The sequence below is a fragment of the Cytobacillus citreus genome, from assembly GCF_018343665.1.
In the GTDB taxonomy this organism is placed as follows: Bacteria; Bacillota; Bacilli; order Bacillales; family Cytobacillaceae; genus Cytobacillus; species Cytobacillus citreus.
Genome location: NZ_JAGYPM010000003.1, coordinates 917,446 through 940,368, shown reverse-complemented (window position 1 = coordinate 940,368; position 22,923 = coordinate 917,446). Strand labels below are relative to the sequence as shown.

Genomic DNA, 22,923 nt, shown 5'->3' with positions numbered 1-22,923 from the left:
AGTATAACACATTAAGATGATTAGTCTATACTATTTATGAACTTTTTTCTTTTGCACAGTAGTAATATCTTTTTTGAAGAAAATATTAAATTAGGATCAATGTGTTAAACTTAAAGTATTAATGTTGAAATTAGGAATGATTACATGAAAACGATAGCATTGTACGATAAAACATGCTCCTTATGCAAGGAAACGAAACGAATTTTTAAAAAATTTGATTGGCTTCATAAGGTTGAATGGGTTTCGTTGCAGGAATACGAAAAAAAAGATCAGGCTATCCCGTTTGATTATAACAGTTTACGTAAAGAACTTCATATAATTACTTCTGGTAGAAAAGTTCTTACTGGTTTTTATGCTGTCAGGTATTTACTCACGCTTTTTCCCGCTACGATGGTTTTAGGAGCTATTCTTTATATCCCAGGAATGTCGATTTTAGGAACTATTATCTATAAATGGATAGCAAAGAATAGACATAAAATCCTTAGGAAAAAATGTGATAATGGCAGTTGTTCATTATAATGCGCATCTAGTTGAAAAAACACCAAATGATCTTGAGAATTTTATTGACATTTTTTCATTATTTCCTTATGATTTAACCTTGAACGGATACTCTCTTATCCCGAGCTGGCGGAGGGACAGGCCCAATGAAGCCCAGCAACCTGCTAATGATCTTTAATAGCAAAGGTGCTAACCTGACGCAAGGATTTATTCCTTGAACGATAAGAGTGAAAGGCGCGAATCGATTTGCTTCAACCTTTTCACATGGATGGAAAGGTTTTTTATTTTGCATTTTGATGGAAGGCACTTAAAAAGCGCTTTATAAAAACTCCAAATTTATTTCATACTATTTAGGGAATGAGTTCCGTATCAAACTGAGTTTGCTTATGATAAATTACTAAGTTTCAAAAAGCAATCTCGATTATTATATATAAGGAGGAATATCAGAATGTCAACAAAACGTCGTTTGTTCACTTCTGAATCAGTTACTGAAGGTCATCCGGATAAAATTTGTGACCAAATTTCTGATGCAATTTTAGATGCTATTTTAGAGAAGGATGCGAATGCTCGTGTTGCTGCGGAAACGTCAGTGACAACTGGACTTGTATTAGTCGCAGGTGAAATTACTACATCTACATATGTAGATATTCCAAAAATCGTTCGTGAAACAGTAAAAGAGATCGGTTATACTCGTGCAAAATACGGCTTTGATTCAGAAACTTGTGCGGTTTTAACTTCTATTGATGAGCAATCAGCAGATATTGCAATGGGAGTGGATCAAGCATTAGAAGCTCGTGAAGGTAAAATGAGTGATGAAGAAATCGAAGCAATTGGCGCTGGAGACCAAGGTTTAATGTTCGGATATGCTTGTAATGAAACAAAAGAGCTTATGCCGCTTCCAATTTCTTTAGCACATAAATTATCACGTCGTTTAACAGAAGTACGTAAAGAGGAAATTCTTCCTTATCTTCGTCCTGACGGAAAAACTCAAGTAACGGTTGAATACGACGAAAATAACAAGCCTGTTCGTATTGATACAATTGTTATTTCAACTCAGCATCATCCTGAAATTAGCTTAGAGCAAATTCAGCGAAATCTTAAAGAGCATGTCATTAACCCAGTTGTTCCACAAGAACTAATTGATGAGAACACAAAATACTTTATTAACCCAACTGGCCGATTTGTTGTTGGTGGACCTCAGGGGGATGCAGGCTTAACTGGCCGTAAGATTATTGTTGATACGTATGGCGGCTACGCTCGTCATGGCGGAGGTGCATTCTCTGGTAAGGATCCTACAAAGGTTGACCGTTCTGCTGCTTATGCTGCCCGCTATGTGGCGAAAAACATCGTAGCAGCTGATCTAGCTGATAAAGTTGAAGTTCAGCTTGCCTACGCTATTGGTGTTGCACAGCCGGTATCTATTTCTGTAGATACTTTCGGAACGGGCAAAGTAGAAGAGGATGTACTTGTTGACCTAGTTCGCAAAAACTTCGATCTTCGCCCAGCTGGCATCATTAATATGCTTAACTTACGCCGTCCGATTTATAAGCAAACTGCTGCTTACGGTCATTTCGGACGCCCAGATATTGATCTTCCTTGGGAACGTACAGATAAAGCAGAAGCATTACGTGCAGAAGCTTTGAAATAATAAGAAATAAGCGGGAGTTGCATACAAAATTAACTTCCGCTTTTTTATTTCGTCTTATGATTGAAAGCCTTTGAATAGATGATTAGGAAAAATACTGCTTAAATCCTCATAATGTTCCCGCTCTTATTCATTCTCCTTTAATTTAACTACAATCCAACCATGAAACCTTTCATCTCAAACTTCTATTTTAAACAAATCATTAATAATCTTTAAAAAAAGTATTAGAATGGGTGAAAAAAGATGTGTGACTTTATTGGATATGTACATGATCAGGGTCAATGTAATACGGATGAACAGTTGCTTTTTCAAATGAATAATCTCATGATCCACCGTGGACCTGATGCGGCAGGCTATTATTTTGATGAATATGTTCATTTCGGGTTTAGACGTTTAAGTATTATTGATATTGAAAATGGGCAACAGCCTCTTTCATATGAGAACGAACGCTATTGGATTATTTATAATGGGGAAATTTATAATTATGTAGAATTGCGAAAAGAGTTAACAGAAAATGGGCTAACATTTATTACTAGTTCTGACACTGAGGTCATTATCGCTTTATATAGCTTAGTAAAAGAAAAAACAGTGGAAAAGCTGAGAGGAATGTTTGCTTTTGTTATCTGGGATAAGCAAGAGAAAATTCTGTTTGGGGCGAGAGATCCATTCGGAATAAAACCATTTTTCTATTATGAAAGCGAGAAGGTTACCTTCTTTGCTTCTGAAAAGAAAAGCATTTTAGCTGAGCTTCATAGTGATGTGTTGAATGAGTGTGCCTTGCAGCACTACTTAACCTATCAATTCGTTCCAGAGCCGGATACTATGACAAAAGGGATTAAAAAGCTTGAACCAGGATATTATTTTACGAAGAGAATCGGCTTTCCAATGGAAATGAATCGTTATTGGAAAGCTGTTTTTCAGCCTGTACAGAAACAAGAATCGGCTTTTATACATGAAATAAGAGCTGTTATATTTGACTCAGTAAAATTGCACATGCGAGGTGATGTCCCGATCGGATCCTTTCTTTCAGGTGGCATCGATTCCACTGTTATTGCTTCGATCGCAAGAGAATATCATCCAAATATTAAAACTTTTTCTGTTGGATTTGAGCGAAATGGGTTCAGTGAGGTGGAGGTCGCTAAGGAAACTGCAGATCGGCTTGGGATTGATAATATAAGTATTAATATTACACCTGAAGAGTTTATGAATGAGCTGCCAAACATTATGTGGCATATGGATGATCCCCTTGCCGATCCGGCTTGTGTCCCGCTTTATTTTGTTGCGAAGGAAGCGAGGAAGCATGTAAAGGTTGTTTTATCTGGCGAAGGAGCTGACGAATTATTCGGCGGCTATAATATATATCATGAAGTGCAATCTCTAAAGGTTTTTAATTATTTACCTTTCTGTATAAAAAAATTCTTGAGAATCATCACAAGAATGCTGCCTGAGGGAATGAAAGGAAAAAGTTTTATTGAGCGTGGGGTTACACCAATAGAGGATAGATATATTGGAAACGCAAAAATATTTACAGAATTAGAGAAATGCAAGTTCTACAAGCAGTATAGGAAAAGCATACATTTCACCAGCATTACGTCCCCTTATTATAAAGAAAGCCTTGAATATGACGCGATAAATCGAATGCAGTATATTGATATCCATACGTGGATGCGGGGAGATATATTATTAAAAGCAGATAAAATGACAATGGCTCATTCCCTTGAGCTTAGGGTGCCTTTTTTAGATAAAGCAGTATTTGACCTTGCCTCCCAAATACCAAGTAGTCTAAAAGTTGCGAAAGGTACAACCAAATATATTTTACGAAAAGCGATGGAAGGGATTGTTCCAGATCACGTTTTACATCGAAAAAAACTCGGCTTCCCTGTACCTATTCGATATTGGCTAAAAGATGAAATGTATGATTGGGTAAAACAAACCATTCACGAAAGTAACACAGATCACTTGTTTATAAAAGATCATTTATTTAAGCTGCTTGATGACCACTGCGGTAACAAGGTTGATAATAGCAGAAAAATTTGGACGGTGTTGATGTTTATGGTGTGGTACGCAGTTTTTATTGAAAAAGATTATTCAAGAGAATTGGAAACCATATTATTAAAGGAAGTTAATCATTAAGAATGCTCATTTTATTTGGGGAAAAGGTAAAAAACATATTGCATCCTTTTTTTAGAGGATAGGGAATACACTAATGATTTCGTAAGGAGAAAGAGCCTAAATTAGGGAATAATTAGGTTATTATCAAAGATAAAGGAACGCTTCTTTTACAAGCGTTCCTCAATATTAAAAGAGCTCTATTTTCTTTTTTGCAATGATTTGTAGTACTGCCCTTTTTCAGCGTATTCCCTGCTTATTCTTTCCATGTCTATAATATCTTCTGAGTTTAATTCTCGGATGACTTTAGCAGGTCTGCCAAATGCGAGAGTATTTGGCGGAATTTTTTTACCTTGTGGAACGAGACTGCCTGCTCCAATAAAGGCTCCTTCACCAATTTCAGCATTGTCAAGAATGATTGAACCCATCCCAATTAATGCTTTACGACGAATGACACAGCTATGTAAAATGACTTGATGGCCGACTGTAACCTCATCTTCGAGTATGAGTGGATTATTAGGACTTTGATGAAGAACTGAATTATCCTGGATATTTACCTTATTGCCGATTATCGTAGGGGCTACATCCCCTCTAATCACGGTATTGAACCATACACTTGATTCATCTCCAATGACAACGTCACCTGTAATCGTGGCATAATCGGCAATAAATGCTGACTCAGATATTTGAGGAATCTTTTCTTTATATGGATAGATCATATTTTTTTCTCCTTTAAATAATGGTAATAACTCGATTTTAACATATAAGGTTTCAACGGGTTATTTTCTTATTCATGTTTAGTATTTAATATAAATACTAAAAATAAGAGTATATCTTGTGAAGTAATAATATAACTACGCTATAATTTATAAATAGATTGAAATATTATTGAGCTAAATATAAAAGTACGCTGAGCAAAATGGTTAGGAGGATAGATGATGTGGAAATGGGAAGCTGAAGGAGAACCTAAAGCAGTCATTGTCATGGTCCATGGTGCAATGGAGCACCATCGCCGCTATGGTTGGCTTATTGAAAAATGGCGTTTATCTGGCTTTCATGTCATAATGGGCGATCTTCCGGGCCAAGGGATGACAACAAGATCACGGCGTGGTCATATAGATTCATTTGATGAGTATATTTTTGAAGTAAAGGATTGGATACAAGCTGCTTATCAATTTGAACTTCCAGTATTTCTGTTAGGGCACAGTATGGGGGGCTTGATTTCGATTCGTCTTTTGCAAGAGGAAAGATTGAAATTAGCTGGAGTTATTCTGTCCTCACCTTGTCTTGGTTTAATAAAGAGACATTCCAAAATACTTGATATGCTTTCTCTTGGCTTAAACATGATTGTCCCAAGCTTAAGAATGAATTCTGAGCTTACGGTTGATATGGCAACAAGAAATCAAGATGTTAGGGATGCTGACTCGAATGACACTTTATATGTGACAAAAGTGTCGATTAGATGGTACCGTGAGCTAATAACTTCGATTAAGCTCGGATTTGAAGAACTTGAAAAAATACAGGATGTCCCACTGCTTGTCATGCAAGGAGGAGAGGATTTAATTGTAAATAAAAAAACAGTTAATGACTGGTTCAATCTTGCACCTTTTTCTGAAAAACGATTTAAAGAATGGCCCAAATGCTATCATGAAATATTTAATGAGCCTGAACGGGAAGAAGTATTTGAATATGCAAAGGATTTCGTAAATAGCCAGTTAAAGGCAATTGGATATATTATTTAGGAGTGAGTTGCTTCATGGGTGTTCCTTCCATGCCAATCAGTTTAATGTCAAAAGTATATAGAAAAGTATTGCCTCTCGTACATAAGGAATTAGATTTCTGGAAGAAAAGGGCAGAGGCGATTCCAGATCCAGAGCTAAAAAAACAAGCTTTGGCAAGCATCGAGCATAAAACCTTCCATTGTGAAGGCGGAAGCATAATGGCATTAATGGCAAAAGATAATTATCGGAAGGCAATAAAATTTATTGTTGCCTACCAAACCATCAGTGATTACTTAGATAATCTATGTGATCGCAGCACCTCATTAGATCCAGAGGATTTTGCTGCTTTGCATGAGTCAATGACTGATGCCTTATCAATAGATGCCACATCAAAAAATTATTATCGATTAAGAAGTGAACAGGATGACGGAAATTATTTAGCAGATCTTGCTGCGACTTGCAGGGGAGTTCTAACTGAAATCGGAAATTACGAAAAAATTAAGGATCAATTAATGGAATTATGCAGTTATTATTGTGACTTGCAAATTCATAAGCACGTAAAAGTTGAGGAGCGTGTTCCACGGCTTCAAGATTGGTTCGATGAAAATAAGGAACAGATTCCTGACATGGAATGGTATGAATTTTCGGCTTGTTCTGGATCAACATTAGGGATTTTCTGTTTGGTGTCGTATGCAATGAGAAGTGATTTTCAACAAGATGATGCTATTAATATTCGAAATGGTTATTTTCCTTACATACAAGGACTGCATATCTTACTTGATTATTTTATTGATCAGGAAGAAGATCGTATTGGAGGAGATTTGAATTTTTGCTTTTATTATGAGAATGAAGAAAAGCTATTCGATAGGCTGAGACATTTTGTTGTAGAAGCGGACAAGCATACCGATCGCCTCCCTCATAAACGCTTTCATCAATTGATTAACCGAGGATTATTAGGCATCTATTTATCAGATGAAAAAGTTAGAAAGCAAAAAAATGTTAAGAAACTAGCAAGAGGGATGATTAAAACGGGAGGGTTGGTAAGCTATTTCTTTTATTGGAATGGCAGAATATACAGGACAATGCAAAAATGGACGCCAAAAAGTATATTGTCCACTATCGGTTCATGGAACCGATAATGGACAATTTTCACTTTAAAGGAAATTATCATTTAACTATTTATGGATAACTTTGAGATAATGTATTCTATCTCTAGTTTCAAAAGAAATGCATTTTTAGAAAATACACTGCATAAACATACTTGTCCTCCTCTACGAGCCCGAATGAAGACATCAAACTGGAGTATCTACAGAAAAGGACGTATTTTTGTCCTTTTAACGCTTTTCAATAGCAATAATAAACGGCGGGGCGTTCTGCTGATTAATAAATTGATATTGAAGCACATGGGTATTATTCTGGTCTAATTGTTTTACATATTGAAGGAGGGTATCACGTTCGACTATACCCTCCTCATGACCATGGTAAATAACAAGTACAATGATTCCTTCAGGCGCCATTATTTCCAATAATTGCTTAATAGCTGAAATCGTCGTTGTTGGAACTGTTACAATTGTTTTGTCGCCGCCTGGCAAATAGCCTAAATTAAATATCGCTGCTTTAATTTTCCCATGATTTTCAGAGGGGATTTTGGTTAAAATATGTTCATGCCCGCTATGGAATAATATAACGCGGTCAGAAAGTAAGTGCTCTTCAAGACGTTTTGTTGTCTTAACAACTGCTTCATTCTGAATATCAAATCCGAACACTTTACCTGAATTGCCGACTAATTTTGCAAGAAACAATGTATCATGTCCATTTCCTAAAGTAGCGTCGACGACGATGTCACCAGGTGCTACGGCTTTTTCAATTAATTTCCGTGCAAAAGGCAGGATTCCATCTAGCTTCATGTAGTTGCCTCCAATTGACTTTGCTTATAGAACTTACCTTGCCAGCTGTTTCGACGTTTAAGTTCGGCATCTATTCCATTAAGAACTTCCCATTTATTTACACTCCACATTGGGCCAATCATCAATTCAATTGGACCATCCCCTGTAATCCGATGAATAATTATTTCCGGTGGTAAAATTTCTAATTGGTCACAAACTAAGCTTACATATTGATCAAATGGCAAAAACTCAAGTAAACCTTTTTCATATTGTTTCACCATAGGTGTTCCTTTTAAAAGGTGAAGCAAATGTATCTTAATTCCTTGTACATTTAACTTAGCAACCTCTTTTGCCGTTTCCATCATCATTTCAGGTGTTTCAAGGGGGAGTCCGTTTATGATATGGGAACAAACTCGAATACCATGCTTCCGAAGCTTATTTACTCCTTCGACATAGCATTTGTAATCATGAGCCCGATTGATAAGCTGTGCTGTTCTTTCATGGACAGTTTGCAAACCAAGCTCGACCCATAAGTACGTTCTTTCATTCAGTTCAGCTAAATATTCAACAACATCATCTGGAAGACAGTCTGGCCTAGTGGCAATAGAGAGTCCAATTACTCCTTCTTGCTTCAACACCTTTTCATACATATCTCTTAGTACATCAACAGGTGCATGTGTATTCGTAAAGGCTTGGAAATAAGCCATATACCTGCCGTCTTTCCATTTAAGATGCATTTTTTCTTTTATCTCCTTAAACTGAGTTTCGAGATCATCTGCACGGTTTCCTGCAAAGTCACCTGAGCCCGAGGCACTGCAAAATGTACAGCCTCCATGTGCAACTGTGCCATCACGGTTAGGACAATCGAATCCGCCATCAAGTGCCACCTTAAAAACCTTATGGCCGAATTCATTTCTTAAATGATAATTCCATGTATGGTAGCGTTTATCATCAGACGCAAATGGAAAAGGATTTGCTGGAGTCAAATCAAATACCTCCAATTATTATTTTCAAAATATCGCATAAAATTTATCGCAGATTAACGGGCAGTAAGACCCCCACTTCAAGGTTGCGAGAGAATTAAAGAAACCTAAGTGGGGGATCAACTGCCCGTAAAGGCTTGTAAAATGAACACAGACTAAAAGCGCCACATCGTGTGGCAACGTCTGCGTAACCCACTTCCTGTGGGCCGCAACTAACCATCAGTCGGGGATGAAAGCTGTCTAAGAACGCCACGTCCTGTGGCAACGTCGGCACTAGCACGTCCTGTGCGTCGAAAAACCCCCACTGATGGAAGTTTCACTTTATCTTATCATGAAGTGTAAAGGTAATCCAAAGCTAAATTTGCCAGCAAATTGTCTAGATAGGAAAAAGAAATATGAACAAACTAATGATGAAGCAATTTGCTTCTGAAAAGACCCATTCTTTATCGCAGATTAACGGGCAGTAAGACCCCCACTTCAAGGTTGCGAGAGGATTAAAAAACCTAAGTGGGGATCAACTGCCCGTAAAGGCTTGTAAAATGAACACAGACTAAAAGCGCCACATCGTGTGGCAACGTCTGCGTGACCCACTTCCTGTGGGCCGCAACTAACCATCAGTGGGGGATGGAAGCCGTCTAAGAACGCCACGTCCTGTGGCAACGTCGGCACTAGCGCGTCCTGTGCGTCGAAAAACCCCCACTGATGGAAGTTTCACTTTATCAGGAGGGGATTTGATGGCAACCCGTGAATCAATGGATAACTTGATCCAGCAATGTGAGGATGCAATTCGATTCGCCAATGATCATCTGCAAGATGGAAGGATGCAAGAGCATTATAATGATATTGGCTATACAGAGGCTCTTCATTCTCTTGAGGCTGCTTACAATGACTTATCAAAGCTTGCCCTTAGTGCGAATTCCCAGCAGCGTGAGCAGCTGCATCGAATGAGGCTTCAACTGCAGAAGCTTCAAAACCAAATGATTATTATTCCCCATTAAGGAGTGATAGTATTGGCTAAAAAACGATCGAAGCAGAGAAACCCAGAACAGAAAAACCGCAATGGGATTAATAATCAAGATATAGAGCTCGGAAATGACTATGATATCGTCAAACAAGCAAAAAAGAAGTATGAAATGAAAGGACAGTCAGTAAAATCCAAATTTCATCCTGAATAAGCGATCATAAAGGCCCTAATGCTTTGAGCATTGGGGTCATATTTATTTTTAGAAGACTACGGTCACTGATTAAAATTCATATTATAATGATTTTTTCCTGCTGCTTTATATTTTTGTCAACGTAAATAACGAACGGAAAAAATGTGATATGAATCACAGATGGACATTCGTTGAAAAGGTTTAAATAGGGTAAGGTAAATAATTTTTCCAAATGGGTCCTACTGGATCAAATTTTGCATATTTTTACAAAAAACAAATTTGAAAATATTCACAAAAATTCATATTTTCAAATGAAACGCCCTAAATGCGAAATTTAAACAAAGGCTTTAATGAAATAGAAAGGGTGTAAAAAATGAAAAAAATTATTCTTTCCTGGATATGGATAGCGTTCCTCGTACTAAGCTTTCCGAGGAATTTCTTCAACAATGCCAAGTGCTGGGAGTAAAGAAGTTTCAATCGAGGAGTTAATGACAAAAAAAGACATTTACCAAGATGAATATGTATTAACCCAAGGATTATTAAAAGAGGATTCAGTTAAATGGAATGCAGATAAAATTGAGCTGAAATTTGAAATTTTTGAAGAAGGAAAAACAACTTATCTCCCTATACGATACGAAGGGGTCAAGCCTGATAATTTCTCTGATGATGTGATTGTCATTGTAGAGGGCTATTTAAGGGAAGATGGTGTGTTTGAGGCGGAAAAGGTTCAGACAAAATGCCCTTCCAAATTTGAAGTGGAAGATCCTAAAAATTATGATGCCGAAATGCATAAAAAAATAAATGAAAATAAGCAGGACTAATTAGACAGGCTGGTGACAACATGTATTTAATTGGTAATATTGCTCTCATCTTAGGAATCGTCATATCTTTGTACTCATTAGCTGCTAACATAGTCGGACTGAAAAGAAAAGATAGAAGATGGCTTGAAAGTGCTAGAGGAGGGATAATGTCCCTTGCTTTTGTAACGAGTATTGTTTTAGAAGAGAAGGAAAATCCGAAAAAGAAAGAGCATGTAATTAATGGATACAGCCTGCTCCGAAAAAATAAAAGCGAAAAGTAAACTATGAAAACACCGTACAAATGAGACTTGTACGGTGTTTTCCTTATTATTTTGTCAAAATTATGAACTACTGTCAATAAACTGCCTGAAATATCATAATGTTTTTATGGGATTATTTCGTATTTTCTGTATTTATTTAATGGCTTTAATATCTATTGCAAGGACTATAAAAAAGAAATAAAATTATTTTGGTAACCGAAATAGAATGGAATTTTTTCGGTTTTTTGAAAAACAATGATAGGCGATTATTTTTTAAAGGAGGGTGTTTCATGCCACGCGCCTTATGGTTATTAATTATTGGGATGGTCGTGAATGTAACAGGCTCTTCTTTTTTATGGCCATTAAATACGATTTATATTCATGATCATTTAGGGAAATCTTTATCGGTAGCAGGTTTTGTACTTATGCTAAACTCTGCTGCAAGTGTGGTCGGAAATTTATGTGGAGGCATCCTTTTTGATAAAATTGGGGGATATAAATCGATCTTGCTTGGAGTAGTAACTGCGTTATTATCATTAATCGGTTTGTCTTTCTGGAATGGCTGGCCTACATATGTGCTCTTTTTAACCATTGTTGGTTTTGGGTCAGGGATTATCTTTCCCTCTATGTATGCAATGGCAGGTTCAGTTTGGAAGGAAGGCGGAAGAAAATCCTTTAACGCTCTTTACGTAGCACAAAATTTAGGTGTTGCACTTGGGGCTGCACTTGGAGGGTTTGTTGCATCTTTCTCCTTCCAGTTTATATTTATTGCAAATACACTCATGTATGCGCTCTTTCTTCTAATTGCCGTTTTTGGATATAGAGGTATTCATACCGAAACAGGTACTCAGACTTCAGTTCTAAAAGAAAAGCCAGTTCATAAAAATCATTCTCGGCTTTATGCTTTATTAATATTGTGTATTGGCTATAGCTTATGCTGGGTTGGATATGTTCAGTGGCAGACGACAATTGCTTCCTTTACACAGGAGCTTAATATTTCGTTAAAGCAATATAGTTTGCTATGGACGATTAATGGCGCATTGATTGTTCTTGGTCAGCCCTTCGTGAACATAGTAGTAAAACGAATAAAATCCCTAAAGACACAAATAAATGTGGGGATCGTTATTTTAATTTTTGCCTTTTTAATTGCAGCTGGTGCAGAGGAGTTTTCTGCTTTTCTTGCAGGGATGATTATATTAACAATTGGTGAAATGTTTGTTTGGCCAGCTGTCCCAACCATTGCTAATGAACTTGCGCCAAAAGGAAAAGAGGGCTTTTATCAAGGAATTGTGAATAGCATGGCAACAGCAGGCAGAATGATTGGCCCCTTGCTAGGCGGTATCCTTGTTGATATGTACGGTATGTCAATGTTATTTACTATTGTCATTGGCCTGCTCTTTATTTCTATCTTTACTACGCTTATTTATGATAAAAAAATAAAGGATACAAAGAAACTAGCTCATGCTTCTTAAAACCTGCAGAATTTTTGCAGGTTTTTTTTAGCTAATCGGAAAGTTTAAGTTTATTAACGTATTAAAGTAAAGTGTGTTTTCAATAAAATTTCTGCTAATAAGATCGCATACAAAAAACTAAGGCATTCACCATAAAGGACTTGGCGAACGCCAAGTTTTTCTAAAAAAATAAGAAAGTATAACTTTTCACGAGTTTGAGAATTGTCTAGCTCCAGCGCCTACCCCCTCGAGGTCATAAGCCAGTCCGCCAAGAAAGTTAAAGAACAACTTTCCCGTCGGCCTGTCTTATGCTTGTCGGGGGTGAGCAAGGCGCTTGCGCTTTTCTAATAGCTTGTTCCATCTAAATCGTCGATTTCACTCTTATTCACAAATAAGATTTCCTTGAAATAGCTTTTTAATAACAGCCATCTTGCAGGATAAATTTGAATAAATTTTTCTATCGTTCTTTGAGAAGGGATCACAAGGCAGTCTAAATGGGCATTCGTTCGTTTCAAGTCAAATAAAAGAGCGTGTGGGATGGTATAATAATCATTTATTTGGTAAGGATTGAGCTTCTCAACTTGGATTTTGTTTGCCTTCATATAAGAGACTGCTGCCATTTGCTGATAAGCAATTCTCTCTTGTTTATCAAACAATTTCTCCGGTTCATTTTCATTCAATAATAAAACACCTTTCAAGAAAAACACTCCCATTCGTTTTACTATTTTTTTAGACCAAAAGGGTATAAAAGATACATGTTTATCTAAATTATCTGATAAGTATGATAAAATATAGAAAGGGATTTCCATAATATCCAAATAAGGGGATTGTAATGAAAAGCGCACTATTAGATATACCTATTGATATTGTTGAAACAATTGTGGAAAATGCTTTTGGTTGGCTAGTAGTTGTTGATAATAAAGGAAAAATCATTTACATAAACAAAAACTATTGTGAGTTTTTAGAGGTGGAACGAGAGAAGGTTATTGGTGTACATGTCTCAAAGGTCATTGAAAATTCCCGCATGCATATTGTTGCTGCTACAGGAAAAGAAGAGGTCGCTGACCTTCAGTACATAAAAGGGAATTATATGATTGCAAACCGTATTCCGATCTTATCTAATGGGCAGGTAGTTGGAGCTTTTGGTACTGTGTTCTTTCGTGACACAAGGGAATGGATGAAAATGAATAGCCATGTAAAAAGCATGCTAACAAAGATTCAAAGCTATATTCAAGATATTGATCGCAGTGTGAAATATAGCCTGGATGATCTGCTTGGGAAATCAAAGGAAATTGAAGGTCTTAAGGGAAAAGTAAAGATGATTGCTGCAAGCGATATTTCAGTCCTAATCCGTGGTGAGAGTGGAACAGGAAAGGAGTTATTCGCACACAGCATTCACCAATTAAGCAATCGAAGCCACCAGCCATTTGTGAAAATTAACTGCGGGGCCATACCTGAAAATCTTCTTGAATCTGAATTATTTGGCTATGAAGAAGGCGCCTTTACTGGAGCAAAAAAAGGCGGAAAAAAAGGAAAATTTCAATTGGCTGATGGGGGAACTTTATTTTTAGATGAAATTGGCGATATGCCCTTGAATATGCAAGTAAAGCTGTTAAGAGTCATTCAAGAGGGCGAAATCGAAAGTATAGGGTCCACAGAGTCTGTATCCGTAGATGTTCGAATTATTGCCGCCACAAATCGTCCTCTGGAAAAAATGATGGAAGAAAAAAGATTCCGAGAAGACTTGTTTTATCGGATTAATGTCGTTCCGTTCACGATTCCACCATTACGTGAAAGAATGGACGATATTCCAGTTTTGCTCGATTATTTTATCAAAAAAATTACGAAAAAATCGGGAAAGCGAATAAGCTTTTTTGAAGATGAAGTGCTGGAGAGGTTTACTCAATATAGCTGGCCAGGAAATATTCGAGAGCTTGAGAATGTCATTGAAGCTTCCGTTCATCTTACAAACAACGAGGTCATATCATTGGATTCTTTGCCTGATTATTTAAAAGAATCATCGGTTTTCCCAGTTGGGAGTAAAAAGCTAAAGGAAATTTTAGAGGAAACTGAAAAAAGAGTATTGATCCAGAGTTTAAATAAATTTAATGATGACAAGCTTGAAGCCGCAAAAGCTTTAGGTATTAGCAAGTCTTCCATGTATGAGAAATTAAAAAAATACGGAATTTTTAATCTCTAGTCCAGAAAATTGGAATTCAATCCAGTTTTCTGGACTTTCTTATATCTATTAATTTTTACATCAGAAAAGCCAATGGTTTTCACATCTATTATTGAAACTATTCTATTAAGTAAGAGAAACTATCAATTTTACATTCCAGCTTTTCGGAAAAAATGTTCATGAAAAATTCGAAAATTCCCCTTCTAATTAGCTTTTATTTTTGGCACAAAGCTTGCAAGTAAGTCAGTAGGAAGAATTTTTTTGATTCTTCTTTTAGAAGCCTTATAAAAAAGTGCTTTGAAAGCGTTAACAAGAGTGGGAGGGATGTAAAAAGAGGCAAAGAGCCAAGTGAAAAATTGTAAAAAAACAAAAAAGGGGGAAATGGAATTGCTAAGCATGATTGGATTAATTGGTGGTCTTGCATTATTAATTTATTTAACGATGCGAGGGATGAATCTGCTTGTCGTTGGACCATTATCAGCGATATTTGTTGCCGTTTTTAGTGGTATGCCGCTATTTCCACAGCTCGTTGGGGAAGGCGAAGCAAATTTAGTTGGTAATTATATGTCCGGATTCTCAGGCTTCGTGACGTCGTGGTATTTAATGTTCCTATTAGGAGCTATTTTTGGAAAGGTCATGGAGGATAGTGGGGCTGCAGATAGTGTTTCGAAAATGGTTGTGGATAAGCTAGGAATGAAATATGCCGTTTTAGCGATCGTAGCATCTTGTGCGATTTTAACCTATGGTGGTGTAAGCTTATTTGTCGTTGCATTCTCTGTTTATCCTATGGCTTTAAGCTTGTTCAAACAGGCAAATCTGCCGAGGAGATTTATCCCAGCTGCACTTGCATTCGGGTCCGTAACATTTACCATGACTTCTGCAGGTTCACCAGAGATTCAAAACTGGATTCCAATTGAATTTTTAAACACAACTCCGTATGCAGGCTGGGAGGTTAGTTTGATTGTAGCCGTATTTATGATGATCTTTGGTTACTGGTGGCTGAAAAGGATGATAACAAAAGCTGTTAAAAAAGGAGAAACATTTGTCTCAAGGGACAGTGATCCAGTAACAGAAAACAAAGCTTTACCAAACCCATTTATGGGAATTCTTCCTTTAGTTGTCGTATTATTAATTTCTTTTGTTTTTCACGATTCTCTTAAGCAATCTGCACTTATTATTGCATTATTAGGCGGGGTTATCGCTACTTATTTATTGAATAGAAAATACTTCAAAAATTTCTGGAATGCCGTTTCAGAGGGAACTCTAGGGGCATTGATTGCGATCGGTAATACAGCGGCAGTTGTCGGATTTGGAGGAGTGGCAAAAGCTGTTCCGGCTTTTACGACTGCTGTTGAATTTATGACTAGTATTCCTGGTAGTCCGCTTATTGGAGGGGCTATTGCTGTAAGTGTAATAGCTGGAATGACGGGCTCTGCATCTGGAGGACAGGCGATAGCCTTGCCTTTAATTGCACCACATTATATGGATATGGGAGTAAATCCTGAAGCATTGCATAGAGTTGTTGCCATATCATCGGGTGCTTTGGATTCACTGCCTCATAATGGTTATGTTGTGACAACAGTGCGATCTATTTGCGGAGAGGCTCATCAGGATGCGTATGGTGCAGTTGGCGCACTAACGGTTATTGTTCCTGTCATAGGTGTTGCAATTGCGATCATTTTATTCTCATTAGGATTAGGGATTTAGATTTCATAAGAGATCTTGGTATGTTTGGCATTTGAAAGGAGTCACAACATGGTTCAGGAAAAAGTTATTTTTATTACAGGAGCTGCTGGGGGAATTGGCTATGAAATAGGAAAAAAATTTGCAGCAGCTGGAGCAAAAATTGTTTTAACTGATATTCAAGAAGATGCAGTCAAAAGGGCTGCAAAAAATTTGCAGGATGAAGGCTATGACGCAATTGGATTAAAATGTAATGTGACATCAGAAATTGATATTCAATCCTGTTTGCAAGAAGCAGTAAGCCATTATGGAAGTTTAGATGTACTTATAAATAATGCAGGCTTGCAGCATGTTTCATATATCGAAGACTTCCCAACCGAAAAGTTTGAATTTCTAATAAAAGTCATGTTGACGGCCCCATTTATTGCCATTAAGCATGTTTTGCCTATTATGAAAAAACAGCAATTTGGCAGAATCATTAATATGGCTTCCATCAATGGCTTAGTTGGCTTTGCGGGAAAGGCAGCTTACAATAGTGCGAAGCATGGGGTAATTGGATTAACGAAAGTAGCGGCATTAGAAACAGCCATACATGGAATTACCGTTAATGCCATCTGTCCTGGCTATGTGGATACAGCATTAGTTCGTAATCAGCTCAATGATCTAGCCAAAACGAGAAATGTTCCACTTAAAGATGTATTAAATGAGGTAATTTTTCCATTAGTTCCTCAAAAAAGGTTATTAACTGTTGATGAGATAGCTGAATGTGCTATTTTCTTAGCTAGTGATTCAGCAATGGGAATGACTGGGCAGGCAATTGTTATAGATGGCGGATATACGGTTCAATAAAGTGAAACTTCAATCAGTGGGGGTTTTTCGACGCACAGGACGTGCTAGTGCCGACGTTGCCACAGGACGTGGCGTTCTTAGTCGGCTTTCATCCCCCACTGATTGTTAGTTAAACTAATCACGCTCAAAGCGCCACGTCCTCCCAAAAGCTCTGCTTTCGGTCGTGCGATGAAATGCGGATGAAGTACTCCTTGTCCTGTGGCTTTCGCCTGACTAGGACATCCTGTCCGTCGTCGGGCTTTTACGGGCAGTTGAACCCCCACTTATCCTTTTTTAGTTCCCTAAAAGTTTTGAATTGGGGGTCTTACTGCCCGTTAATTCGGGATAAAACATTTTGAGGGGCAGTGTCAGTATAGACTGTCCCTTAATTTATTGGGGAAATATAGTAAATGCTTTCACACATGAACATTTATATCATATGCTAAGTATTAAATTTCTCGTCAGGATGAGCCCTCTTGCATCTTGGCGGGAAATTATATACAATTACATTTAATTAAATAGTTATCTGCTAAGATAAGGAGCAGTAATGGTGTTTTATTCTGATTTAGAGAGCTGACGGGTGGTGCAAGTCAGTCAGGTATCCCATGAACTCGCCTTTGAGCAGCAAGTGTGAATGAACAGTAATGCTTGCCGTATACCGCGTTAAGGTTGAATGAAGCGAGTGACTTAGTCACTAATGTGGGTGGTACCGCGGGAGATATACATAATCCTCTCGTCCCTATTATGGGATGAGGGGTTTTTTTATTTTATTTTTTACTTTAGGAGGAAATTGAGATGAGTTTCGATCATCAAGAGATTGAAAAGAAGTGGCAATCATTTTGGGAAGGAAATAAAACATTTAAAACGAGTGAAGATAAAGGAAAACGTAAATTTTATGCGCTTGATATGTTTCCCTATCCATCTGGTGCAGGGCTTCATGTAGGCCATCCTGAGGGCTATACGGCAACAGATATCCTTTCACGAATGAAGCGGATGCAAGGGTATAATGTACTTCATCCAATGGGATGGGATGCATTCGGTTTACCAGCTGAGCAATACGCTTTAGATACAGGGAATGATCCTGCTGAATTTACTGAGCAGAATATCAATACATTCCGCCGGCAAATTAAAGAACTCGGCTTTTCATATGACTGGGATCGTGAAGTGAATACGACAGATCCTAATTATTACAAATGGACTCAATGGATTTTCACTAAGCTTTATGAAAAAGGCCTTGCTTATATCGATGAAGTAGCTGTTAACTGGTGTCCAGCTTTAGGAACAGTTCTTGCTAACGAGGAAGTCATCGATGGGAAGAGTGAGCGCGGTGGTCACCCAGTTGAAAGAAGACCGATGAAACAATGGGTATTAAAAATAACTGAATATGCCGATCGTTTACTTGAAGATCTAGATCTATTAGATTGGCCAGATAGTCTTAAAGAAATGCAGCGCAATTGGATTGGGCGTTCAGAAGGTGCAGAGGTTACCTTCCAAATTGAAGGACATGAAGGAACATTTAAAGTATTTACAACCCGTCCTGATACTCTATTTGGGGCTACTTATGCAGTCCTAGCTCCTGAGCATGCTTTAGTAGATAAAATTACAACGGCAGAGCAAAAAAGTGCTGTCAATGCCTATCTTGAAAAAGTTAAAAGCAAGACTGACCTTGAAAGAACAGATTTAGCAAAAGAAAAAACAGGTGTATTTACAGGTGCCTTTGCTATTAACCCAGCTAATGGTGAAAAAATGCCAATCTGGATAGCGGACTATGTTTTGGCTAGCTACGGGACTGGTGCAATTATGGCGGTACCTGCTCACGACGAGCGCGACCATGAATTCGCAAAACAATTCGGACTTACGATCATCGAAGTTGTTGCTGGTGGTGATGTAGAAAAGGACGCATACACAGGCGACGGAGAGCATGTGAACTCAGGTTTCTTGAATGGAAAAGATAAAGACGAGGCTATCACAGAAATGATTTCGTGGCTTGAGGAAAAAGGTCTTGGAACGAAAAAAGTGACTTACCGTCTACGTGACTGGCTATTCAGCCGCCAGCGCTATTGGGGTGAACCAATTCCAATCATCCATTGGGAGGACGGCACGATGTCAGCTGTTCCTGAGGAACAACTGCCATTAATTCTTCCGCAGACAACAGAAATTAAACCCTCTGGTACAGGGGAATCTCCGCTTGCTAATATTGAGGATTGGATTAATGTTGTAGACCCTGAAACAGGGAAAAAAGGGCGCAGAGAAACGAACACAATGCCTCAATGGGCGGGAAGCTGCTGGTATTATTTGCGTTATATTGATCCACACAATAATGAAGCACTTGCAGATCCAGAAAAGCTAAAAGAATGGCTTCCTGTTGATATTTATATCGGAGGAGCAGAGCATGCCGTTCTTCACCTTCTATATGCACGCTTCTGGCACAAGGTCCTTTATGATATTGGGGTTGTTCATACGAAGGAACCTTTCCAAAAGCTATTTAACCAAGGAATGATTCTTGGTGAAGGCAATGAAAAGATGAGTAAATCAAAAGGGAATGTCGTAAATCCTGATGATATTATTGCGAGCCATGGCGCAGATACTCTTCGCTTATATGAAATGTTCATGGGGCCGCTAGATGCATCCATTGCATGGTCCACTAATGGTTTAGATGGCTCAAGAAGATACCTTGACCGTGTATGGCGCTTATTCATCGAGGAAAACGGAGAACTAAATCCAAAAATCCAAGAGTCAGAAGAAGCGAGCAATCTCGAGAAGGTTTACCATCAAACAGTGAAAAAAGTAACAGAGGATAATGAGGGATTACGCTACAATACAGCTATCTCACAAATGATGGTCTTTATTAATGAAGCATATAAATCGACTGTTCTTCCTAAGCACTTTATGGAAGGCTTCGTTAAATTGCTTTCACCCATTACACCTCACGTTGCGGAAGAACTTTGGGAAAAGCTTGGCCATAGCGAAACCATTGCCTATGAAGCATGGCCGGCATTTGATGAGGCAAAGCTTGTAGATGATGAGGTTGAAATTGTTATTCAAGTAAATGGTAAAGTAAAAACGAAGCTGCTTGTTCCAGCAGATGCTCAAAAGGATGCTCTCGAAAAAATTGCAATTGAAGATGAAAAAGTTAAAGAGCAAATTGATGGAAAAACAATTCGCAAAGTCATCGCTGTCCCAGGAAAGCTTGTCAATATTGTAGCGAACTGATAAGTGACGGATATACAGTCAAAGTGGCGGATATACAGTCGAAGTGGCGGATATACAGTCGAAGTGGCGGATATACAGTCGAAGTGGCGGATATACAGTCGAAGTGGCGGATATACAGCCGAAGTGGCGGATATACAGTCGAAGTGGCGGATATACAGTCGAAGTGGCGGATATACAGTCGAAGTGGCGGATATACAGTCAAAGTGACGGATATACAGTCAAAGTGACGGATATACAGTCGAAGTGGCGGATATACATCCAAAGTGGCGGATATACAGCCGAAGTGGCGGATATACAGCCGAAGTGGCGGATATACAGTCGAAGTGGCTGATATACAGTCGAAGTGGCTGATATACAGTCGAAGTGGAGGATATACATCCAAAGTAGCGGATATATCGCCAAGTGTGCAGATATATGAAAAGAGAATGTCAAATCGCCTCTAGTCACTATATCTAGACAATTAACTAATAACATCCTCCGATTGCGTTTTCGGAGGATGTTTTTTAATATGGGTATAGGGAAAACTAATATTTGGTTTGGAAAGGAAGTATTTGATGGATATAGAAATTATGACGACTGATGATTTAGAAAAAAAGTTAGCTGCTGGTGAAAAATTAGAGCTTGTCGATGTGAGGGAAGATGAAGAAGTTGCATATGGCATGATTCCAGGAGCAAAGCATATCCGCATGATGACAATTCCTGAAAACTTGGATTACTTTGATAAAGATAAAGAATATATTTTTATTTGCCGTTCAGGTGCCCGCAGTGAAAATGTTTGCTACTATATGCAGGATCAAGGATATAAGGTTCGCAATTTGGCAGGCGGCATGATGCAATGGAAAGGCGAAACAATATAATTTTATTAAAGAAAAAGACCGAATCGATCAAGTAGGAGGGATTCGGTCTTTTTGCTAATCTTTATTACACTTGAATAAAAAAGTATAAGTCTTGCCCATCTTTATATGGTTCTTTTGCTAAAGTATAGCCATGCTTAACGACTTCTTCAGGGACGTTTTTGAAAGATGCTGGACAGTCTGCAATAACTTGCAATACCTCACCTTTTTTCATATCTTTTAAGGTTTCTAATGAATAAATAACAGGGAAAGGACAAGGCTCTCCTCTTAAATCTAATGTAAAATCAATTACCATGCTGTCTCATTCCTCCTTTTTTAAATCCAGTTCCGAATCGATAGTTTTTCTCCCAAAATACAGCAACAGCAAACCATACAGCTAGCATAACGAGTGTTAGAAGCAGGGCTGTTATTGGTCCTAATTCTGTAATTAAATTAATTTTAGAACCACTTTTAACAAGTGTGTTAAAAATACCTACATGATCCCAGCCGTATGCTAGGAAGGTGGCACCAATAATATTTCCTGCAAAAACAAATAAATATAAAACCTGACCTTCCATTACTCGGTACATCATACCTGTTTCACAGCCGCCAGCTAGTACAATTCCAAGACCAAATAGGACTCCACCGATAAATGTGCTTGGGGCAGCAATTTTCGTAATCGGCTCTAATCCGTAAACAACAATGACGACGAAAGTAAATAATGTGCTGATGGCGATACCAACGGCGATTGCTTTTGTCATAGTTGCTCGTCCGCTTACCCATAGATCTCTAAAAGCAGAAGTGAAGCAGATCTGTCCTCTTTCTATTAATATACCAAATGCTGCTCCGAAAATAGCGGCAATCCCGAGATAAGGTTTACCAGTAACAAAAAAATAAATAACGAGTAGCGCATACAAAATCGCAACGAGGATTCCGATATAAGGCTGAATGATTTTCTTATTTTCAACCTTGGTTGCAGTATTCCCTTTTTTGAGAACTGGTTTGCCCTTCCACCATTTCGTGCTGACGATCTTAAACCCTATATAAGTGCCGATTGCAGTGGCAACCATAAAGATCCAAGAATGGAAAGAAAATTGCGGCACACCAGTAAAAAAGGCAGCCAAGTTACAGCCTAATGCTAATCGTGCTCCAAATCCAGCGATTATCCCGCCAATTAATCCTTGTACTAATCTGCGCTTTTGCTTAGGGATTCTTATTTTAAAATTATTACTTAGAAGAATCGTAATGAATGCCCCGATAAACATCCCCCAAACAATCCATCCATCCGTTCTTTCGAAGGTAGATCCCTTTATTGTTATAAGTTTGAAATACTCCCAATCTGAAATATCAATACCGAAGAGCATAAGGATCTGCCCTCCTAATCGAGTAAATTTATCTGTAACAGCCCATACAGTATTCGTTAGCCCAAAGTAGAGGGCACTTAATACACCTGCAATCCCTATGGCCCAATATGGATTCCAATATTGGCCGAATATTTTTGAAGTAATACGATTCAATATAAAGACCCCTTTTTCCTAAATCTATAACATTAGAAGTCTATATGATTATAAAAACTATGGCAATAAAAAATATCAACAACCTTTTACCGAATATGGTAAATATGTAAATGAAAATTATAAAAATAGAGTATTCTGTCAATAATGCTAAAAACAGTGTCAG

The 22,923-nt window shown here is 37.9% G+C and carries 21 protein-coding genes, 1 riboswitch and 1 other annotated feature; of the genes, 15 read left to right on the top strand and 6 right to left on the bottom strand.

What is annotated here, in order from left to right:
* The first annotated feature begins 144 nt into the window (after nt 1-144).
* The 3 genes from KHA94_RS16110 to asnB all read left to right on the top strand — a co-directional run bounded on the left by KHA94_RS16110 (nt 145) and on the right by asnB (nt 4,276).
* Nucleotides 145-519: a thiol-disulfide oxidoreductase DCC family protein gene (locus tag KHA94_RS16110; RefSeq protein ID WP_213103134.1), complete on the top strand. Its 375-nt coding sequence runs from the start codon at nt 145-147 to the stop codon at nt 517-519.
* A gap of 92 nt (nt 520-611) precedes the next feature.
* A riboswitch (SAM riboswitch) is annotated at nt 612-726 on the top strand.
* A 220-nt stretch (nt 727-946) separates the two neighbouring features.
* Entirely contained in the window at nt 947-2,146 is a 1,200-nt protein-coding gene (gene metK / locus KHA94_RS16105) for a methionine adenosyltransferase (RefSeq protein WP_213103133.1), read from the top strand.
* Nucleotides 2,147-2,386: 240 nt separating this feature from the next.
* Nucleotides 2,387-4,276, top strand: coding sequence for an asparagine synthase (glutamine-hydrolyzing) (asnB, locus tag KHA94_RS16100; RefSeq protein WP_213103132.1), 1,890 nt, complete (start codon nt 2,387-2,389; stop codon nt 4,274-4,276).
* A gap of 176 nt (nt 4,277-4,452) precedes the next feature.
* On the opposite strand, the gene KHA94_RS16095 is transcribed toward asnB, so the two are convergent.
* Nucleotides 4,453-4,971, bottom strand: coding sequence for a gamma carbonic anhydrase (locus KHA94_RS16095; RefSeq protein WP_213103131.1), 519 nt, complete (start codon nt 4,969-4,971; stop codon nt 4,453-4,455).
* A 219-nt stretch (nt 4,972-5,190) separates the two neighbouring features.
* Here KHA94_RS16095 and KHA94_RS16090 point away from each other — a divergent pair, with 219 nt between their 5' ends.
* A complete protein-coding gene (locus tag KHA94_RS16090; protein WP_213103274.1) occupies nt 5,191-5,994 on the top strand; it encodes an alpha/beta hydrolase in 804 nt (267 codons plus the stop codon).
* 14 nt (nt 5,995-6,008) lie between these two features.
* Nucleotides 6,009-7,112 (top strand): tetraprenyl-beta-curcumene synthase family protein, encoded by a 1,104-nt coding sequence (locus tag KHA94_RS16085; RefSeq protein ID WP_213103130.1) that lies wholly within the window; start codon nt 6,009-6,011, stop codon nt 7,110-7,112.
* Nucleotides 7,113-7,307: 195 nt separating this feature from the next.
* On the opposite strand, the gene mnmM is transcribed toward KHA94_RS16085, so the two are convergent.
* Complete coding sequence (mnmM, locus tag KHA94_RS16080; protein WP_213103129.1) at nt 7,308-7,880, bottom strand: tRNA 5-(aminomethyl)-2-thiouridylate-methyltransferase MnmM; 573 nt, start codon at nt 7,878-7,880, stop codon at nt 7,308-7,310.
* On the bottom strand, nt 7,877-8,845 hold the full coding sequence (mnmL, locus tag KHA94_RS16075) for a tRNA modification radical SAM protein MnmL/YtqA (RefSeq protein WP_213103128.1): 969 nt from the start codon (nt 8,843-8,845) through the stop codon (nt 7,877-7,879). The genes mnmM and mnmL overlap by 4 nt, the downstream gene beginning before the upstream one ends.
* Before the next feature lie 731 nt (nt 8,846-9,576).
* Between mnmL and KHA94_RS16070 the strand changes: the two genes are divergently transcribed.
* The 5 genes from KHA94_RS16070 (at nt 9,577) to KHA94_RS16050 (ending at nt 12,528) form a co-directional block, all read left to right on the top strand.
* The gene (locus KHA94_RS16070; RefSeq protein WP_213103127.1) at nt 9,577-9,840 is read left to right on the top strand and encodes a YtzC family protein; all 264 of its coding nucleotides are present in this window, start codon (nt 9,577-9,579) and stop codon (nt 9,838-9,840) included.
* Nucleotides 9,841-9,852: 12 nt separating this feature from the next.
* The gene (locus KHA94_RS16065) at nt 9,853-10,017 is read left to right on the top strand and encodes a glycogen biosynthesis protein GlgD (RefSeq protein ID WP_213103126.1); all 165 of its coding nucleotides are present in this window, start codon (nt 9,853-9,855) and stop codon (nt 10,015-10,017) included.
* A 425-nt stretch (nt 10,018-10,442) separates the two neighbouring features.
* Nucleotides 10,443-10,817: a cytochrome c maturation protein CcmE gene (locus KHA94_RS16060; RefSeq protein WP_249365514.1), complete on the top strand. Its 375-nt coding sequence runs from the start codon at nt 10,443-10,445 to the stop codon at nt 10,815-10,817.
* 20 nt (nt 10,818-10,837) lie between these two features.
* Nucleotides 10,838-11,077, top strand: a complete 240-nt coding sequence (locus KHA94_RS16055) for a hypothetical protein (RefSeq protein ID WP_213103125.1) — start codon at nt 10,838-10,840, stop codon at nt 11,075-11,077.
* Between the two features lie 269 nt (nt 11,078-11,346).
* Nucleotides 11,347-12,528 carry an MDR family MFS transporter gene (locus tag KHA94_RS16050; RefSeq protein ID WP_213103124.1) on the top strand — a complete coding sequence of 394 codons (1,182 nt, stop codon included), beginning with the start codon at nt 11,347-11,349 and terminating at the stop codon, nt 12,526-12,528.
* Between the two features lie 323 nt (nt 12,529-12,851).
* Here KHA94_RS16050 and KHA94_RS16045 read toward each other — a convergent pair whose 3' ends face one another.
* Complete coding sequence (locus KHA94_RS16045) at nt 12,852-13,205, bottom strand: hypothetical protein (RefSeq protein WP_213103123.1); 354 nt, start codon at nt 13,203-13,205, stop codon at nt 12,852-12,854.
* Between the two features lie 134 nt (nt 13,206-13,339).
* On the opposite strand from KHA94_RS16045, the gene KHA94_RS16040 reads away from it, so the two are divergent.
* The 5 genes from KHA94_RS16040 to KHA94_RS16020 all read left to right on the top strand — a co-directional run bounded on the left by KHA94_RS16040 (nt 13,340) and on the right by KHA94_RS16020 (nt 21,267).
* Nucleotides 13,340-14,707, top strand: a complete 1,368-nt coding sequence (locus KHA94_RS16040) for a sigma-54 interaction domain-containing protein (RefSeq protein WP_213103122.1) — start codon at nt 13,340-13,342, stop codon at nt 14,705-14,707.
* Nucleotides 14,708-15,073: 366 nt separating this feature from the next.
* Nucleotides 15,074-16,393: a GntP family permease gene (locus tag KHA94_RS16035; RefSeq protein ID WP_213103121.1), complete on the top strand. Its 1,320-nt coding sequence runs from the start codon at nt 15,074-15,076 to the stop codon at nt 16,391-16,393.
* Between the two features lie 48 nt (nt 16,394-16,441).
* The gene (locus KHA94_RS16030) at nt 16,442-17,218 is read left to right on the top strand and encodes a 3-hydroxybutyrate dehydrogenase (RefSeq protein WP_213103120.1); all 777 of its coding nucleotides are present in this window, start codon (nt 16,442-16,444) and stop codon (nt 17,216-17,218) included.
* 501 nt (nt 17,219-17,719) lie between these two features.
* Nucleotides 17,720-17,941 (top strand) — a binding site (T-box leader).
* A gap of 51 nt (nt 17,942-17,992) precedes the next feature.
* A complete protein-coding gene (gene leuS / locus KHA94_RS16025) occupies nt 17,993-20,410 on the top strand; it encodes a leucine--tRNA ligase (RefSeq protein ID WP_213103119.1) in 2,418 nt (805 codons plus the stop codon).
* 554 nt (nt 20,411-20,964) lie between these two features.
* Nucleotides 20,965-21,267: a rhodanese-like domain-containing protein gene (locus KHA94_RS16020; RefSeq protein WP_420828164.1), complete on the top strand. Its 303-nt coding sequence runs from the start codon at nt 20,965-20,967 to the stop codon at nt 21,265-21,267.
* 64 nt (nt 21,268-21,331) lie between these two features.
* Here the strand turns inward: KHA94_RS16020 and yedF are convergent, their stop codons facing one another.
* A complete protein-coding gene (gene yedF / locus KHA94_RS16015) occupies nt 21,332-21,559 on the bottom strand; it encodes a sulfurtransferase-like selenium metabolism protein YedF (RefSeq protein WP_213103117.1) in 228 nt (75 codons plus the stop codon).
* A complete protein-coding gene (gene yedE, locus KHA94_RS16010) occupies nt 21,549-22,760 on the bottom strand; it encodes a selenium metabolism membrane protein YedE/FdhT (RefSeq protein WP_213103116.1) in 1,212 nt (403 codons plus the stop codon). Before yedE ends, yedF begins: the two co-directional genes overlap by 11 nt.
* Nucleotides 22,761-22,923 lie beyond the last annotated feature (163 nt).

Coding starts and splice junctions, on each gene's coding strand:
- KHA94_RS16110 (WP_213103134.1), top strand. CDS start 145: ATGAAAACGATAGCATTGTACGATAAAACATGCTCCTTATGCAAGGAA.
- metK (WP_213103133.1), top strand. CDS start 947: ATGTCAACAAAACGTCGTTTGTTCACTTCTGAATCAGTTACTGAAGGT.
- asnB (WP_213103132.1), top strand. CDS start 2,387: ATGTGTGACTTTATTGGATATGTACATGATCAGGGTCAATGTAATACG.
- KHA94_RS16095 (WP_213103131.1), bottom strand. CDS start 4,971: ATGATCTATCCATATAAAGAAAAGATTCCTCAAATATCTGAGTCAGCA.
- KHA94_RS16090 (WP_213103274.1), top strand. CDS start 5,191: ATGTGGAAATGGGAAGCTGAAGGAGAACCTAAAGCAGTCATTGTCATG.
- KHA94_RS16085 (WP_213103130.1), top strand. CDS start 6,009: ATGGGTGTTCCTTCCATGCCAATCAGTTTAATGTCAAAAGTATATAGA.
- mnmM (WP_213103129.1), bottom strand. CDS start 7,880: ATGAAGCTAGATGGAATCCTGCCTTTTGCACGGAAATTAATTGAAAAA.
- KHA94_RS16070 (WP_213103127.1), top strand. CDS start 9,577: ATGGCAACCCGTGAATCAATGGATAACTTGATCCAGCAATGTGAGGAT.
- KHA94_RS16060 (WP_249365514.1), top strand. CDS start 10,443: ATGCCAAGTGCTGGGAGTAAAGAAGTTTCAATCGAGGAGTTAATGACA.
- KHA94_RS16055 (WP_213103125.1), top strand. CDS start 10,838: ATGTATTTAATTGGTAATATTGCTCTCATCTTAGGAATCGTCATATCT.
- KHA94_RS16050 (WP_213103124.1), top strand. CDS start 11,347: ATGCCACGCGCCTTATGGTTATTAATTATTGGGATGGTCGTGAATGTA.
- KHA94_RS16040 (WP_213103122.1), top strand. CDS start 13,340: ATGAAAAGCGCACTATTAGATATACCTATTGATATTGTTGAAACAATT.
- KHA94_RS16030 (WP_213103120.1), top strand. CDS start 16,442: ATGGTTCAGGAAAAAGTTATTTTTATTACAGGAGCTGCTGGGGGAATT.
- leuS (WP_213103119.1), top strand. CDS start 17,993: ATGAGTTTCGATCATCAAGAGATTGAAAAGAAGTGGCAATCATTTTGG.
- KHA94_RS16020 (WP_420828164.1), top strand. CDS start 20,965: ATGGATATAGAAATTATGACGACTGATGATTTAGAAAAAAAGTTAGCT.
- yedF (WP_213103117.1), bottom strand. CDS start 21,559: ATGGTAATTGATTTTACATTAGATTTAAGAGGAGAGCCTTGTCCTTTC.